The following is a 14136-nucleotide window of genomic DNA, read 5'->3' as shown; positions in this document are numbered from 1 at the left end:
GGCGGAGGTCCGCGATGACCTACAGCGTGTTGGTCCGCCAGTTCGACGAGCCGATCGCGGTGAAGAAAGGCCAGACCATCCTCGACGCGGCTCTGCGCGCCGGGGAGGACTACCCCTTCTCCTGCCGTTCGGGCGCGTGCTCGTCCTGCAAGTCGCAGCTGTTCTCCGGCGAGGTCGAGCACGGCTCGTTCGACCCAGCGGCCCTGAGCGACGAGGAACGAGCGTCGGGCCTCATCCTGGCCTGCCGCGCCAAGCCGGTCAGCGACTGCGAGGTCGCCTTCCTCGAGGACGACGAGAGCCTGTTCTCGCCGGCGACGAACCCATGCTCGATCACGAGCGTCGAGCGCGTGACCCATGACGTCGCGATCGTCCGCGCGAAGCCTCTCGGCGGACAGCCCCTCAGCTTCGCCGCCGGCCAGTTCGCCTCGCTGACGCTGCCCGGCTTCCCCTCCCGCGACTATTCGTTCGCCAACCGCCCGGGCTCTCCGGAACTCGAATTCCACGTCCGCGTCCGGGCCGGCGGGATCGTAAGCCGACATATCTACGAGACCGCCGCGGCCGGCGATCGGTTCAGCGTGTATGGGCCGTTGGGCGCGGCCTATCTGCGCAAGGACCACCCCGGGCCGATCACGATGGTCGTCGGCGGCACCGGCCTCGCGCCGGCCCGCTCAATCCTGCTCGAAGCCCTCGCCGCTCTGCCCGGGCGGCCTATCGCGCTGTTCTTCTCGGCGCGCGAGGATCGCGATCTCTATTACACGGACGAGATGACGGCGCTCGCCGCGTCGCGTCCGCATTTCGAGTTCCACCCGATCGCGACGCGATCGCAGGACGCGGCGGAAGCGCCGCGCACCGTGTTCTCGCTCGTCGCCGAACGCTTCGAAAATCTCCGCGGCCACACGGTCTACACCTGCGGTTCGCCTTCCCTGGTCTCCGCCTGCCAGGCCTTCGCCGCCGGCATGGGCGTGACGGCCGCCGACTGCCACGCCGATCCCTTCGTCAGCGCGGAGCAGCAGCAGATCGCAGTTTGAGACCATCCCCACCATCAAGGAGACCAGCATGCGCAGACTGATCCTCGCGGCGCTTTGCGTCGCGTTCTCCACGGCGAGCGCCTTTGCGGCGGAGCCGGCATCCTGCCGCAAGGTGCGGTTCTCCGACGTCGGCTGGACCGACATCTCCGCCACCACCGCCACCGCCTCGCTCATTCTGGAGGCGCTGGGCTATCAGCCCGCCACGCAGATCTACTCGATCCCCGTCACCTACGCCGGCTTGAAGAACAAGCAGATCGACGCCTATCTCGGCGACTGGCAGCCGAGCATGGTCGAGGATCGCAGGCCCTATCTGGCCGACAAGTCGATCGAGGTTCTGGGGAGCAACCTCACCGGCGCGAAGTACACCCTAGCCGTGCCGAAATACACGGCCGAGGCTGGGGTGAAGGACTTCTCGGACCTGCAGAAGCACGCGTCCCTGTTCAACAGGACCATCTACGGGATCGAACCGGGCAACAGCGCCAACCGGATGATCCTCGACATGATCGAGAAGGGCGAGTTCGGCCTCGCCGGCTGGAAGCTCGTGGAATCGTCCGAGCAGGGCATGCTGACCCAGGTCGACCGCGCGATACGCGACAAGAAGTGGGTCGTGTTCCTCGGCTGGGCGCCCCATCCGATGAACACGCGCTACGCGATCGACTATCTCGCGGGCGGCGACGCGTTCTTCGGCCCGAACTACGGCGGCGCCGAGGTGTTCACCAACATCCGCGCCGGCTATGGCGAGGAATGTCCCAACGTCGTCAGGTTCCTCTCCAAGCTGCGCTTCACGCTCGACATGGAGAACGAGATGATGGCCGGCATCCTCGACGAGGGCAAGGAGCCGAAGGTCGCCGCGGCCGACTGGCTGAAGGCTCATCCCGAGGTCGTCGGCGCGTGGCTCGACGGCGTGCAGACCTATGCCGGCGGCGACGCCCAGGCGGCCGTGAAGGGGCGCCTCGGATCCTGACCGCGACCCGCCCGGACCGCCGCCCGCGTGCGGCGGTCCGGGGCGTTTGATGACGGCTGACGCGGCTCCAGCCTGCCGAGATCCCGCGAAAACAAAAAAGCGCGGCGTCGACCCGAAGGCCGACGCCGCGCCCGACGCTCGCTCGTTCGTTCGATCAGGCCGCGGCGGAAACGCTCGCGGAGGTCGGGACCTCGGAGATCGTCTTCAGGATCTGCGAAGCGATCTGGTAGGGGTCGCCCTGCGAGTTCGGGCGGCGATCCTCGAGATAGCCCTTGTAGTCGTTCTTGATGAAGGAATGCGGCACGCGGATCGAGGCTCCGCGGTCAGCGACGCCGTAGCTGAACTTGTTCCACGGCGCCGTCTCGTGCTTGCCGGTCAGACGCTTGTCGTTGTCCGGTCCGTAGACGGCGATGTGGTCCATCAGGTTCTTGTCGAACTGCGCCATCAGCTTCTCGAAATACTCCTTGCCGCCGACGGTGCGGAGATATTCGGTCGAGAAGTTGGCGTGCATGCCCGAGCCGTTCCAGTCGGTGTCGCCGAGCGGCTTGCAGTGATACTCGATGTCGATCTCGTACTTCTCGCAGAGGCGCTGCAGCAGGTAGCGCGCCATCCACATCTCGTCGGCGGCCCTCTTCGAGCCCTTGCCGAAGATCTGGAACTCCCACTGGCCCTTCGCGACTTCCGCGTTGATGCCTTCGTGATTGATGCCGGCGGCGAGGCACAGGTCGAGGTGCTCCTCGACGATCTGGCGCGCGACGGGACCAACGTTCGAATAGCCGACGCCGGTGTAGTAGCCGCCCTGCGGCGGCGGGAAGCCGGCGGCCGGGAAGCCGAGCGGACGGCCGTCCTTGTAGAAGAAATATTCCTGCTCGAAGCCGAACCAGGCGCCTTCGTCGTCGAGGATGGTTGCTCGCTTGTTGGTCGCGTGCGGCGTGACGCCGTCCGGCATCATCACTTCGCAGAGCACCAGAACGCCGTTGACGCGGGCGGCGTCCGGGAAGACGCGGATCGGCTTGAGCACGCAGTCGGAGCTGTGGCCCTCGGCCTGCATGGTGGAGCTGCCGTCGAAGCCCCACAACGGGAGGTCTTCAAGCGTCGGGAACGAGTCGTATTCCTTGATCTGCGTCTTGCCGCGAAGGTTCGGCACCGGCGTATAGCCATCGAGCCAGATGTACTCAAGCTTATACTTTGTCATTGCTCGTCTCTCACAATCTGATGACGTGGCGCCAGAAACCCTGAAGAGCATGCGGAGTCGCTGCGAGAGCGCCGTTCGCATACGGTGCCGGGGAATTAAGCATCAACCATGCCAGTTTCAGCGCGCGAACGCGGCTCCGCGCCGGGACCGCGGCCCGCCGGCCGAACCTGCCCCGCCGCCGCCGTCGATGGCGAACCGGATGGGCGGTGGAGCGTTGCGCAACTAAGGGACGCGGCGCAAGCGCCCCGCCGAGCGCCGCATTATTGGGCGCCTCGGGCAGGCGCCCTATTCGAGGCGCCAAGCAGACCGCGTCGGCAGGATTTAGTCACAAATATAGAATGCACATATTGTCATCATACCCTGCTTTTTTAGCAGGCATCTATCGCAAATATTTCTGGCGGCATGATATACATCGCGTATCGATCAAGGCGGAGACGCTGCGATCATCAGGAAAAGGACGATAATGACTATGAATATGATCCAGAGATCAGCCACGATCTACCAGTTTCCGACGTCCGTTCGAGCGAATTCGAACGCCGGTCGCCGCGAGAACAGCGCTGTCGTGAACCTGCGCGCGCCCAACGCCCCCCGCATCGTGTACGGCAGCGGCTGGTATCACGACGAGGCGATCCAGGACTCGCAGCGTCCCGGCAAGCACTGATGCCGCAAGACTGCGACGCGCCAAAGGACTGCCCGGCTTCGGTGAAGCGCAGGGTCTGAGAGGGTCGACCGCGAGAAACGGTTCGGCCCTCCTTCTTTTTCAGGCTTTTCCGGCTGCGTTCAGGCGCCGAAGATCGACCAGCCCATCCGCCTGGTCAGCGCCTCAAGCGCGATGCGCCCGAGATGCGAGTTGCCCGAGGCGTCGAGGCCGGGGGACCAGACCGCGATCGAGGCCTTGCCCGGCGCGACCGCAAGGATGCCGCCGCCCACCCCGCTCTTGCCCGGAAGCCCCACGCGGTAGGCGAACTCGCCCGACCCGTCATAATGGCCGCAGGTCAGCATCAGCGCGTTGATGCGGCGCGCGCGCTCCGGCGTGACGACGTTGTGCCCGGTCTCGGGGTTGCGGCCGCCATGGGCGAGAAAACGCCCGGCCATCGCGAGCTGGCGGCACGACATTGCGATCGCGCAGTGATGGAAATAGACGCCGAGCGTGAAATCGACCGGGTTCTCGATGACGCCGAACGATCGCATGTAGTTGGCGAGCGCCGCATTGCGGAAGCCGGTGCGCTGTTCGGAGCCCGCCACGCCCTCGTCGATCACGATCGAGACATCGTCGGCGAGGAAGCGCATGAAGCGCAGGATCTCGCCGAGCGCCTCGCGCGGCTGGTGGCCGGAGAGGATCACGTCGGTGACGGCGAGCGCGCCGGCGTTGATGAACGGGTTCCGCGGCACTCCGTTCTCGCGCTCGAGCTGCACGATCGAGTTGAAAGCGGTGCCGGAGGGCTCGCGGCCCACGCGCCGCCAGAGCCGATCGCCGACCTTGCCCAGCGCGAGCGTCAGGGTGAACACCTTCGAGACGCTCTGGATCGAGAACGGCTGCTCGCTGTCGCCGCCGGCGGCGATCTGGCCGTCGGCTGCGATCACCACCATGCCGAACGCGTTCGGGTCCACGCGGGCGAGTTCGGGAATGTAACCCGCGACGTCGCCGCGGTCGGACCGCGCCTGCATCTCCTCGGCGATTTCGCGGACGACGAGGGCGAGGTCGGGCTCGGGCTTGATCATGCGATCTCGGTCGGTTCGCGTTTCAGGCGTCCGTCCTGTCTCGGTTACGGCGGCTGGAGACGCAAGCGCGGCATCTTATCCGAGGCTCGCGCGAGGGCTTCCGTCGGTTGAAAACGGCGCCCCTCGCCGTCATTGTCGGCGGGCGCCGCAACGCGGAATTTCACCGGCCGCCGGTCCGGATCGCGGCCGCTCGAGAGGCTGAATGGCGTATCCGAAACTCCTGCCGGCGAGGCTGGTCGCGACCTTCGTGCTGGCTGTCGCGACGTTTGCGCCGAGCCCAGCCTTCGCCGGTCCCACACTCGACAAAATCAGGGAGCGCGGCGCCGTCAAGGTGGGCGTCGGCACGCAGCCCGGCTTCTTCTCGCCGGATTCGAGCGGCCGCTGGCAGGGCTTCTTCGTCGACATCGGCCGCGCGCTCGCGATCGCCGTGTTCAACGATCCGGACAAGGTCGAGTTCGTCTCGGCCTCGCCGCAGCAGCGGCTGCCGGCGCTGCAGTCCGGCGAGTTCGACATCCTGCTCTCCGGCGTCACCGAGACCATCACCCGCGCGCTGCAGCTCGGCTTCCATTTCGGGCCGGTGGTGTTCTACGACGGCCAGGGCCTGCTGGTGCCGAAGAAGCTCGGCGTAACCTCGGGCAAGGATCTCGACGGCGCGACCGTCTGCATCCAGACCGGCACGACGGGCGAGCTCAACATTTCGGACTTCTTCCGCGCCAACAAGATCGCCTTCAAGCCGGTCGCGATCGAGGACACGCGCGAGTTCATCAAGGCGTTCGAAGCCGGCCGCTGCGATGTGATGACCCAGGACGCCTCCGATCTCGGCCTGAAGCGCGCGCTGCTGAAGACCCCCGAGGACTATGTGCTGCTGCCCGAGCGCATCTCGAAGGAGCCGCTGGCGCCGGCGATCCGCTGGGGCGACGACCGCTGGCTCGAGATCGTCAACTGGACGGTCTACGCCCTGATCCAGTCCGAGGAGCTCGGAATCACCTCGCAGAACGTCGACGAGAAGCTCGCGAGTCCCGACCCGTCGATCCGGCGCTTCCTCGGCGTCGATCCGAGCCTGGGCGCCGCGACCCAGCTCGACCCGAAATTCGCCTATGCGATCGTGAAGGCCCTCGGCAATTACGGCGAGATCTTCGAGCGGAACGTCGGGCCTGCGACGAAGATCGGCTTCGAGCGCGGCCTGAACCGGCCGTGGACCGCTGGCGGCCTGCTCTACGCGCCGCCGTTCCGGTGACGGCTTGAGCCGGACGGCCCCCACGCGATCGTTGGGCGGACGGCGCGGTTTCCTGGTCCAGGCGGCGCTGCTCGCCGCCACGCTCGCGCTTGTCGCGCTCGTCGCCGCCGACGTGCTGCAGAACATGGCGCGGGCGGGGCTGACCCCCGGTTTCGGCTTCCTCGGGCGGCCGGCGAATTTCGAGATCGGCGAAAGCCTGATCCCCTACTCGGCGAGCGACAGCTTCGCCCGGGCGCTGCTCGTCGGGCTGCTCAACACCATCATGGTGGCGATCGCGGGCTGCGCGCTGGCGACAATTCTGGGCGTCACGCTCGGCGTCGCCCGGCTCTCCGGCAACCTTCTGCTGAAGGGTCTGGTGCAGGCCTATGTCGAAGTCGTCCGCAATACGCCGCTGCTGCTGCAGCTGTTCTTCTGGAGCGCGACCATGCACGCCTTGCCGGCGCCGCGGCGGGCGCTCATGCCCGTCGAGGGCGTCTTCCTCACCAATCGCGGCGTGTTCTTCCCGTGGATCGCAGCCGAGGGCGGCCTTGCCTGGACCGTCCTCGCCGGCTTCACTGTCGCTGTCGCGACCGCAGGCTATGCGGCCTTCAGGCGTCCCCGGAACGCCCGCCTTCTTCTGTCGGCGGCGGCGCTGCTGGCCGCCGCGTCCCTTGGCGCTGCGCTGTTCGGCGACCCCGGCCTTTCGATCGACGCCCCGCGGCTCGGGACCTTCAACGTCTCGGGCGGTTTCGGGATATCGCCGGAATTCCTCGCGCTGCTCGCAGGCCTCACCGTGCATTCCTCCGCGATCATCTCGGAGGTCGTGCGGGCGGGCCTGCAATCCGTGCCCGAAGGGCAATGGGAGGCGGCCCATTCGCTCGGCCTTTCGCGCGGTCAGGCGCTCCGGCTCGTGGTCATGCCTCAGGCGCTGCGCGTGATCGTGCCGCTGATGATCTCAAGCTATCTCGACCTCACCAAGAATTCGAGTCTCGCCGTCGCGATCGGCTTCCCCGACCTCGTCAGCGTCATCAGCACCAGCGCGAACCAGTCCGGCCACGCGGTCGAGACCATCCTCATCATGGTCGCCGCCTATCTCGCGCTGAACCTCTCGGTCTCGACCGTGATGAACCGCTACGACGCGAAGCTCGCCGCCCGCGGGTTCGCGGCGCCATGAGCCGGACGGCCGACGCCGGACGGCGGCTCTGGGCCGGGCTGTTCGGGACATGGGGCAACACCGCGATCACCCTGGTCGCGCTGGCGGCGCTCGCCTGGGCGCTGCCCCCGATGCTCCGCTGGATGGTGCTCGACGCGACCTGGGCCGGCGGCCCGGAGGCCTGCGCGGCCCGCGACGGCGCCTGTTGGGCCTTCATCGCGGCGAAACTTCGCTTCATCCTGTTCGGCTTCTATCCCTTCGCCGAGCAGTGGCGGGCGGCGGGGGCGCTGGCGCTTGTCCTCCTGATGCTCGGCGTCTCCGCGTGGCCGCGCGTCTGGTCGGCCAAACTGCTCGTCGCGTGGATCGCGGCGCTCGCCGTCGCCTGCCTGCTGCTGCGCGGCTGGCCGGGCGTGGCGGCTGTCGAGACCTCGCGCTGGGGCGGGCTGCCGCTGTCGCTGCTGATGTCGATCGGCGCTCTCGGCGGGGCTTTTCCGCTTGCGATCGCGCTTGCGCTCGGCCGCCGCTCGGAGCTGCCGGTCGTCCGCTGGCTTTGCCTCGGCTTCATCGAACTCGCCCGCGGCGTGCCGCTGATCGCGGTGCTCTACGCAGCCACGCTGGTCCTGCCGCTCGCTTTGCCGCCAGGCGTGTCGTTCGACACGCTGCTGTCGGTCCAGATCGCAATCACCCTGTTCTTCTCGGCCTATCTCGCGGAGATCATCCGCGCCGGGCTCCAATCGATCCCGGACAGCCAGTTCGAGGCCACGGCGGCGCTCGGCTTCGGGCCGTGGCAGGCGCTGCGCCTGGTGATCCTGCCGCAGGCTCTGCGCGCGGTCGCGCCTGCCCTTGTCACGCTTGCGATCGGCGTGCTGCAGAGCACGTCGCTGGTGGCGGCGGTCGGCATCTTCGACCTGCTCAACGCCGCCCGCGCGGCCGCGAGCGATCCCGCATGGCTCGGCTTCTACGACGAGGCCTTCGTGTTCGCCGGCGCGGTCTATTTCGCCCTGTGCTTCGCCGCCTCGCGCTACAGTCTTTGGCTGGAACGCCGCCGGAACTGAAGCGTCACGGCATGAGGAGCGCCAGCACGACGGGCGCGAGCAGCGCGGTCAGAACGGCGTTGAGCGCCATGGCCAGGCCCGCGAAGGCGCCGGCCGCATCGTCGACCTGGAAGGCGCGGGCGGTGCCGATGCCATGCGAGGCCAGGCCCGCCGCGAAACCGCGGGCGGCGTAGTCCCTGATCCCAAGCGCGTTCATCAGCGGCGTCACGATCACCGCCCCGGTGATTCCGGTCGCGATTGCGAACACCGCCGTCAGGCCGGGATCGGCATGGATCTCGTTCGCTATGCCGAGCGCGATGCTGACGGTGACCGACTTCGGCGCCAGCGCCAGCGTGATGTCGGGGCCCAACCCGAACGCCCGCGCAAGCAGGACCACCGAAAGGCAGGCGACCGGCGCCCCGACCAGCAGCGCGGCTGCGATGGGCAGGACGTCGTGGCGCACGAGCGCGCGGTTGCGGAACAGCGAAACGCCGAGGGCGACCGTCGCCGGACCCAGGGCGAAATGCACGAACTGCGCGCCCTCGAAATAGCTGCGGTAATCCGTGCCGGTGAGCTTCAGCACCACCACGATCGCTATGATCGACAGCAGCACGGGATTGACGATCGGATGCCCGCCTGCGAGCGCGGCGATGCGCTGGGCCGTCAGGAACGCGCCTATGGTGACGGTCAGCCACAGCAGCGGGCTGGTCGACAGGAACACCCAGAGTTCGAAGAACCGCTCGGACTGCGGCGTGGTCACCGGCCGGCGCTCCGCTCGACGCCGCGGGACACCAGTCGGAAGACCGCGACTGTCACGACGAGCGTGATCGCCGTCGACCCAACCAGCGCTGCGCCGACCGCCAGGAGCTGGCCGCCGAGCGCGTGGTAGCTCTGCGCCACGCCGACCCCCGCAGGAACGAACAGCAGGCCGAGATGCCGGAGCAGGCCGTCCGCGGCGGTCTCGACCGGCAAGGGTCCGCCCTTCGCCGCCTCTCCCCGTCTCCAGCGGGCGCGGATCGCGAGCGCCGCCACCAGCAGGACGACGCCGATCACCGGACCCGGCACGGGCAAGCCGAGCCCGCGGGCGACAGTCTCGCCCAAAAGCTGGAACAGCAGCAGGACGAACAGGCCTTGCAGCATCGGCGATCTCCGCGGTGAGGTCGGGCGCTCAGTCTTCGCCCGCACGCGGAAACGGATCAATCGCGAAGCGCCGCATCCCGGCGGAGCAAGACCATCCGCCTCGACGGCCCCGACGGCCGCCCGGCGGCTTGGGAGAACGCTCTAGTCTCCCTTCTCCGCAACGAGACCGGCCCGAGGAAAAACTAAAGGGAGGCCGCGTCGCCGCGGCCTCCCTTTCAAATCGTTTGGATCCCTCTGAAGCCCGGAGGCGCAGACTTAGGTCTTCGCGAGTTCTTCCAGCTCTTCGATCGTCAGGATCCAGCCGTCTGCGGCCGCAATGGTGATCTGGGCGTCGGACTCCCGCTGCCGCGCAAGGGCGAGGGCGTCGATGACGCCGGGAACGACAGTGGCGACCGGACCCCGATCCGCCTGCGAAATGACCGTGTAGGACACCTCTTCCTCCATCCGAACCCGTTGGACTATGGTCGAAGATAGATGACTGGGAGCAGCCTTCAAGACACTTTTGTGGCGGCGCCATAAATTTTTGAAACACGAGCGGCGACGGTGGGCTTCGCCCCCCTTTTCCTATGCGCGATCCGTGACTTCGCAGACGACGCGGCGCCGCAGGGCGCGGTCGCTCCAGCCGGTTTCCGAACTGGCGCACTGGTCCCCCGGCCTGCGCGCATCATGTTTGGGGCTGAAACTGGAGAATCGCGATGCACGCTTACAAGGTCGGCGCCCGTGCGCGTTTCGTCGGAAGCCCGCTTGGGCCCAAAGCGCAGACGGCGGAAGTCGTCGCCTGTCTTCCCTCGGAGAACGGACAACCCGGCTATCGGGTCCAGTGTCTGGACGACGGCCGTCTCCGACACGTGTCGGAATCCGAACTCGAGCCCGAAACCGCGAACTGAGGAAGCCGCCGGCGCAGCGGGACAGCCGATCACGACCGTCATGCCCGCATCTGCGGGCATGACGGAGACAGTTTGAAGCTCAGGCGGCTCTCGCCTGCTCGGCGCCGCCGCCAAAGGCGTGGGCCTTCTCGTCGCCCGAGGCGCTTTCACCCGCGACAAGCAGCTTCCAGCGACGGCCGGGCGTACGGTTCGCCGCGAGCTCGAGCTGCATCTTCCACCATTCCGCCGGCAGCGGGGCTGCGCCCTCCATCATCCGCGAGGCGTCGCTGACGACGGACACGTAGACGAAGCGGCCGGCGGCCGCGAACAGCTCGTCGAGCGCCCAGGCGACGTCCTCTTCCGGCACGCCGGACAGCGAGTCGATCGCGACCACGCCGTCGAACGATCCGGCGACGGGCTCGGCGAACGGCGGCTTGGACACGTCGCGCGCGGTGACGGCGAGGCCGCTCCAGGCGCGGGCCGCGCCGCCGGGCGCAGGGGCGGAATAGTCGAGCACGGTCTTGGCGCCGGTCGCGGACGCGAGCTTGGCGATTTCCGCGGCGTCAGCGGCGGCGTCCGTCGCCGCAGGCGAGCCGTTGCCCAGCCGCGCGAGCGCCGCGGCGAAGCTCGGGCTCGGCTTCTCGCGGGTGAAGCCGGTGAACCGCGCGCGGTCGGCCGAACGCTCCAGCGCGAACCAGACCTCGCCATCCGGGTGATCGCTGTAGCGGATCTGGTCCGGGAACGGGCGCCACGGCTGCGTCTGCAGCGTGGTGAAGTGGAAGCACTTGGACTGCGCGGCGTTGAACTCGTCGTCGCGCGCGTTCCATACGCCCGGCAGTTCGCCCCAGAGCTTCAGCTCCGTCGCGGCGTTGCGGAAGCGCTTCTTCTTCATGCCGGGCAGGCCGACTTCGGCGATCGGCCAATGCTTGGCCATCACGTCGCAATCGATCAGCATCACCGAGTCTTCGCCCGGATTGATCGCGAGCGCCCCGGCGCCCTTCATGTCCATGTCGAACATTTCGGCGGGGTCGGCGAGGTAGATCTGGTCGACGTCGTTGTAGATCGCCCGGCCGTGATTGCCGGCGAGGCCTGGGATCGCGTAGCGGAAGTTGGTGAAGCCGGTCTTCCAGCCGTGGCGATCATAGCCCTTGAGATCCTTCATCAGATAGATCTCGTAGACGCGCGCCGGATCGCGATGCTGCTTGACCGACCACAGGAAGATGCGTTCGGCGCGCGCCTGCAGCGGCTCGGTGCCGAGGAAGATGCGCACGGGCGGCTTCTCGCTCGGCGTCACGCCGGGCTCCGCGTCGAACCGCACGACCTCGGGGGCGAGGCGATGGCCCTCAGGCCGAGGACGGTCCTTGCGGAACCAGAAGCTCGGCTGGCGATGATACCACTTGGTTTCGTACCGGCTGTGCCGACCTGGATTGTTTGACACGTCTTCTCTCATCTTAGAATTATTCGAGGGCCGTCGCAGAAACCGCGCCGGAGTTGTTCAGACCATTTTAACGCCCGGCGGCGGGTTCGGGCAACCGAGCGGTCGCGCGATGATGGTCCAACGCCTCGCGGAGCACATTGCTCAAGATCAAAAGCTCGCCGTCGAAACCGTCCAACAGGCTGAGAAGGAAGCCGAGTTCGGCGTCGGCGTCGTGGGCCGTGACAAAAGCGTTCGGCGTGGCCGAGTCGCCGGGATAGGCCCCTTCCGGGTGCCGGAACAGGTCGATGCCGGCGATCACCAGCTTTTTCGGCTTCAGCGCGACGGCGGTCGCGACCATGGCGGCGCCGTTGCTCGGGCGGAACGCGCCCCAGCTGTGGGCGCCGATCGGATCGGTGATCTCGTCCACCCGGAAGAACCGTGTGGAGCCTCCCTTCGCGGCCAGGATGCGGCCCTTGGCGAGACGGATCTCGGCGTGGTTGGTCTGCAGGCCGAAGATCACGCCTTCGAAGTCCTCCATCACCTGGCGATTGCCGGTGAAGAGGACCGCCGGGTCGACGAAGCGGCCTCTCGCCCGCCAGCTCTGGTTGACGCGGAACAGCGCGTCATAGGCGACGTCGTCGAGACGCGGGTCTTCCGATGACGGCCCGTTGCCGAGGCACAGGATCGTCTGCGGGCGGCCGAGCCGCCGCGCGAGGTCTGCGATGTCCGCGATCCTCTCGACCCGCCAGGCGATCAATCTGCTGACCAGCGGTCGGCGCGACCAGCCGAGCACCACGTTCGACGGGCTGAGGCCGTTCTTCTTCCGGCGCTTCTTGTGGTCGCGGGCGAGAAACGGACGGATCTCGTCCAGCGCCGCATCGACTCCTTCGGCGAGGGAGAGCTGGGCCTCGGCCGCGCGCGCGACCTCCGGCCGGGCCGGCGGCGCGGCGGCGCGGGTGCGGAGCGCGAGCAGCGCCATGCCCTCGAGGGCGACGGCTTTGATCAGCGCCGGCGGCAGCGCGACGCCGTCGAGCGCGAGGATCGAGCGGAAGCTGCCATGCGCAAGGAAGCGGCGGGCCGCGGCGAGGAACGGATAGGGCGCGGCGTGCGCCACCGCGTCGGGGAAGCGCTCCGCGAGCCAGACGCGCAGCGCTGGCGGCCCCGACAGCACGATGCGCATGCGCTCGTAGCGCTCGGCCGCGGCGGCGATCAGCGGGGCCGCGGCCTCGAAAGAGGCGCGGTCCTCGCCGACGAGCCAAAGCGAGCGCTTCTTCCTGAGCTTGAGGCCGAGTCGCTCCTTCGCGAGCGCGAACGCCGTCATGCCGTCGCCTTCCCTTCCGCCATCACGGCGCGGATGCGGTCGCCGAGCGCCCGCCGCTCGTCATGCGGCAGCGGGGGCTCGCGGTTGAGCCGCCCGTCGAACACACGGCCCCAGCCGCGCTCCTCGATCAGGCGGTGCATCACGACGAGATCGCGGCGCGGCGCGACCCAGCCCTCGGACATCACCCGGCCGCACAGCGCCGCAAGCGGCCCGTGGCCGAGCGCGAGGCTCGCGATCCCGGCCCTGACGCGCGCCTTCGCAGACAGGGGCCGGGCGACCAGCGGGTAGATGGTCAGCGGCAGGCCGGCCGCGACCGCCTCCGCCAGCATCGACTCGCTCTCTCCGGTGACGACCAGCAAATCGGCGTTCGCGAGCGTCGCGACATAAGGATTGTAGGTGGCGTCCGGCGACCATGCGATCAGCCGCGCCCCCGGCGCCGCGCCGCGGATCGCAGCGACCGCCGAGGCCGGGGTCCGTCGGCTCGTGAGGATCGCGAGCCCGCCCCCGGCGTCCGCCGCGGCGGCGGCGACCTCACGCGCCATGCCGGCGGCGAAGGCGTCGCTCATATCGTGCTGGCCGGTCGGGCCGCCGACGAGGAAGGCGACGCGCGGGCGGGCGAGGCCTTCGAGCGGATCGGGTTCGGCGCTGCGCGCCTCCGCCAGCCGCTCCGCGTCGATCTGCGTCAGCGGCAGCGCGAGCTCGAGAAGCCGGGGATGCGGGACCTGCCTGAGATAGGCGGTGCGGACCGTCAGGTCGGCGACGCCGTCCGGCGTGCGCCGCCCGATGAGCACCACGCGGGCGCCGGCCTCACGGCGCAGCCATGCCGCGACCGGCACGGCGCGGCGGCCGGCCGCGATCACGAGGTCGGGATAGGGCGGGACGATCGAGGCGCGCGAGGCCTCGTCCAGCGTCTCCAGGGTCGCGCCGAGGCGCGGCGTCGCGATGGTCTGGCGGTCATTGAAGGCGAGGCGCTTCTCGACGGTCGGCCACCCGACCGTGCGGGCGGCGCCGACCGCCTGCGTCCGGTTGCCCGGGCGGTCGTCGGTCAACAGCCAGATGAGAGGCTCGGAGGCTCGCGGA

The 14136-nt window shown here is 68.5% G+C and carries 14 protein-coding genes; 6 read left to right on the top strand and 8 right to left on the bottom strand.

Annotated features, from left to right (window positions below; translation table 11 throughout):
* Positions 1-14 precede the first annotated feature (14 nt).
* On the top strand, positions 15-1028 hold the full coding sequence (locus tag PKE75_RS17660; RefSeq protein WP_271170067.1) for a 2Fe-2S iron-sulfur cluster-binding protein: 1014 nt from the start codon (positions 15-17) through the stop codon (positions 1026-1028).
* Between the two features lie 28 nt (positions 1029-1056).
* Positions 1057-1992 carry a choline ABC transporter substrate-binding protein gene (locus PKE75_RS17655; protein WP_271170066.1) on the top strand — a complete coding sequence of 312 codons (936 nt, stop codon included), beginning with the start codon at positions 1057-1059 and terminating at the stop codon, positions 1990-1992.
* 154 nt (positions 1993-2146) lie between these two features.
* On the opposite strand, the gene PKE75_RS17650 is transcribed toward PKE75_RS17655, so the two are convergent.
* The gene (locus PKE75_RS17650) at positions 2147-3187 is read right to left on the bottom strand and encodes a glutamine synthetase beta-grasp domain-containing protein (protein ID WP_271170065.1); all 1041 of its coding nucleotides are present in this window, start codon (positions 3185-3187) and stop codon (positions 2147-2149) included.
* Between the two features lie 463 nt (positions 3188-3650).
* Here PKE75_RS17650 and PKE75_RS17645 point away from each other — a divergent pair, with 463 nt between their 5' ends.
* Positions 3651-3848 carry a DUF2735 domain-containing protein gene (locus tag PKE75_RS17645; RefSeq protein ID WP_271170064.1) on the top strand — a complete coding sequence of 66 codons (198 nt, stop codon included), beginning with the start codon at positions 3651-3653 and terminating at the stop codon, positions 3846-3848.
* 119 nt (positions 3849-3967) lie between these two features.
* On the opposite strand, the gene PKE75_RS17640 is transcribed toward PKE75_RS17645, so the two are convergent.
* Complete coding sequence (locus PKE75_RS17640) at positions 3968-4909, bottom strand: glutaminase (protein WP_271170063.1); 942 nt, start codon at positions 4907-4909, stop codon at positions 3968-3970.
* Between the two features lie 202 nt (positions 4910-5111).
* Here PKE75_RS17640 and PKE75_RS17635 point away from each other — a divergent pair, with 202 nt between their 5' ends.
* The 3 genes from PKE75_RS17635 to PKE75_RS17625 are packed head-to-tail and all read left to right on the top strand — an operon-like array spanning position 5112 to position 8333.
* Positions 5112-6146 (top strand): amino acid ABC transporter substrate-binding protein, encoded by a 1035-nt coding sequence (locus tag PKE75_RS17635; RefSeq protein WP_271170062.1) that lies wholly within the window; start codon positions 5112-5114, stop codon positions 6144-6146.
* A gap of 31 nt (positions 6147-6177) precedes the next feature.
* Entirely contained in the window at positions 6178-7299 is a 1122-nt protein-coding gene (locus PKE75_RS17630; RefSeq protein ID WP_271170061.1) for an amino acid ABC transporter permease, read from the top strand.
* Positions 7296-8333, top strand: coding sequence for an amino acid ABC transporter permease (locus tag PKE75_RS17625; RefSeq protein WP_271170060.1), 1038 nt, complete (start codon positions 7296-7298; stop codon positions 8331-8333). Before PKE75_RS17630 ends, PKE75_RS17625 begins: the two co-directional genes overlap by 4 nt.
* A gap of 4 nt (positions 8334-8337) precedes the next feature.
* Here PKE75_RS17625 and PKE75_RS17620 read toward each other — a convergent pair whose 3' ends face one another.
* The 6 genes from PKE75_RS17620 to PKE75_RS17595 form a co-directional block, all read right to left on the bottom strand.
* On the bottom strand, positions 8338-9072 hold the full coding sequence (locus PKE75_RS17620; protein ID WP_271170059.1) for an LrgB family protein: 735 nt from the start codon (positions 9070-9072) through the stop codon (positions 8338-8340).
* The gene (locus tag PKE75_RS17615) at positions 9069-9452 is read right to left on the bottom strand and encodes a CidA/LrgA family protein (RefSeq protein ID WP_271170058.1); all 384 of its coding nucleotides are present in this window, start codon (positions 9450-9452) and stop codon (positions 9069-9071) included. Before PKE75_RS17615 ends, PKE75_RS17620 begins: the two co-directional genes overlap by 4 nt.
* A 255-nt stretch (positions 9453-9707) precedes the next feature.
* Complete coding sequence (locus tag PKE75_RS17610; RefSeq protein ID WP_271170057.1) at positions 9708-9884, bottom strand: hypothetical protein; 177 nt, start codon at positions 9882-9884, stop codon at positions 9708-9710.
* A gap of 534 nt (positions 9885-10418) precedes the next feature.
* Positions 10419-11756 (bottom strand): glycosyltransferase family protein, encoded by a 1338-nt coding sequence (locus PKE75_RS17605; RefSeq protein ID WP_271170056.1) that lies wholly within the window; start codon positions 11754-11756, stop codon positions 10419-10421.
* Positions 11757-11823: 67 nt separating this feature from the next.
* Positions 11824-13056: a hypothetical protein gene (locus tag PKE75_RS17600; protein WP_271170055.1), complete on the bottom strand. Its 1233-nt coding sequence runs from the start codon at positions 13054-13056 to the stop codon at positions 11824-11826.
* Complete coding sequence (locus tag PKE75_RS17595) at positions 13053-14105, bottom strand: ELM1/GtrOC1 family putative glycosyltransferase (protein ID WP_271170054.1); 1053 nt, start codon at positions 14103-14105, stop codon at positions 13053-13055. The genes PKE75_RS17600 and PKE75_RS17595 overlap by 4 nt, the downstream gene beginning before the upstream one ends.
* Between the last annotated feature and the right edge of the window lie 31 nt (positions 14106-14136).

The sequence above is a fragment of the Hansschlegelia plantiphila genome (assembly GCF_027922265.1).
Classification (GTDB): Bacteria; Pseudomonadota; Alphaproteobacteria; order Rhizobiales; family Methylopilaceae; genus Methylopila; species Methylopila plantiphila.
Note: the sequence above shows the minus strand (reverse complement) of the source record. Positions and strands in the feature narration are given on the sequence as shown.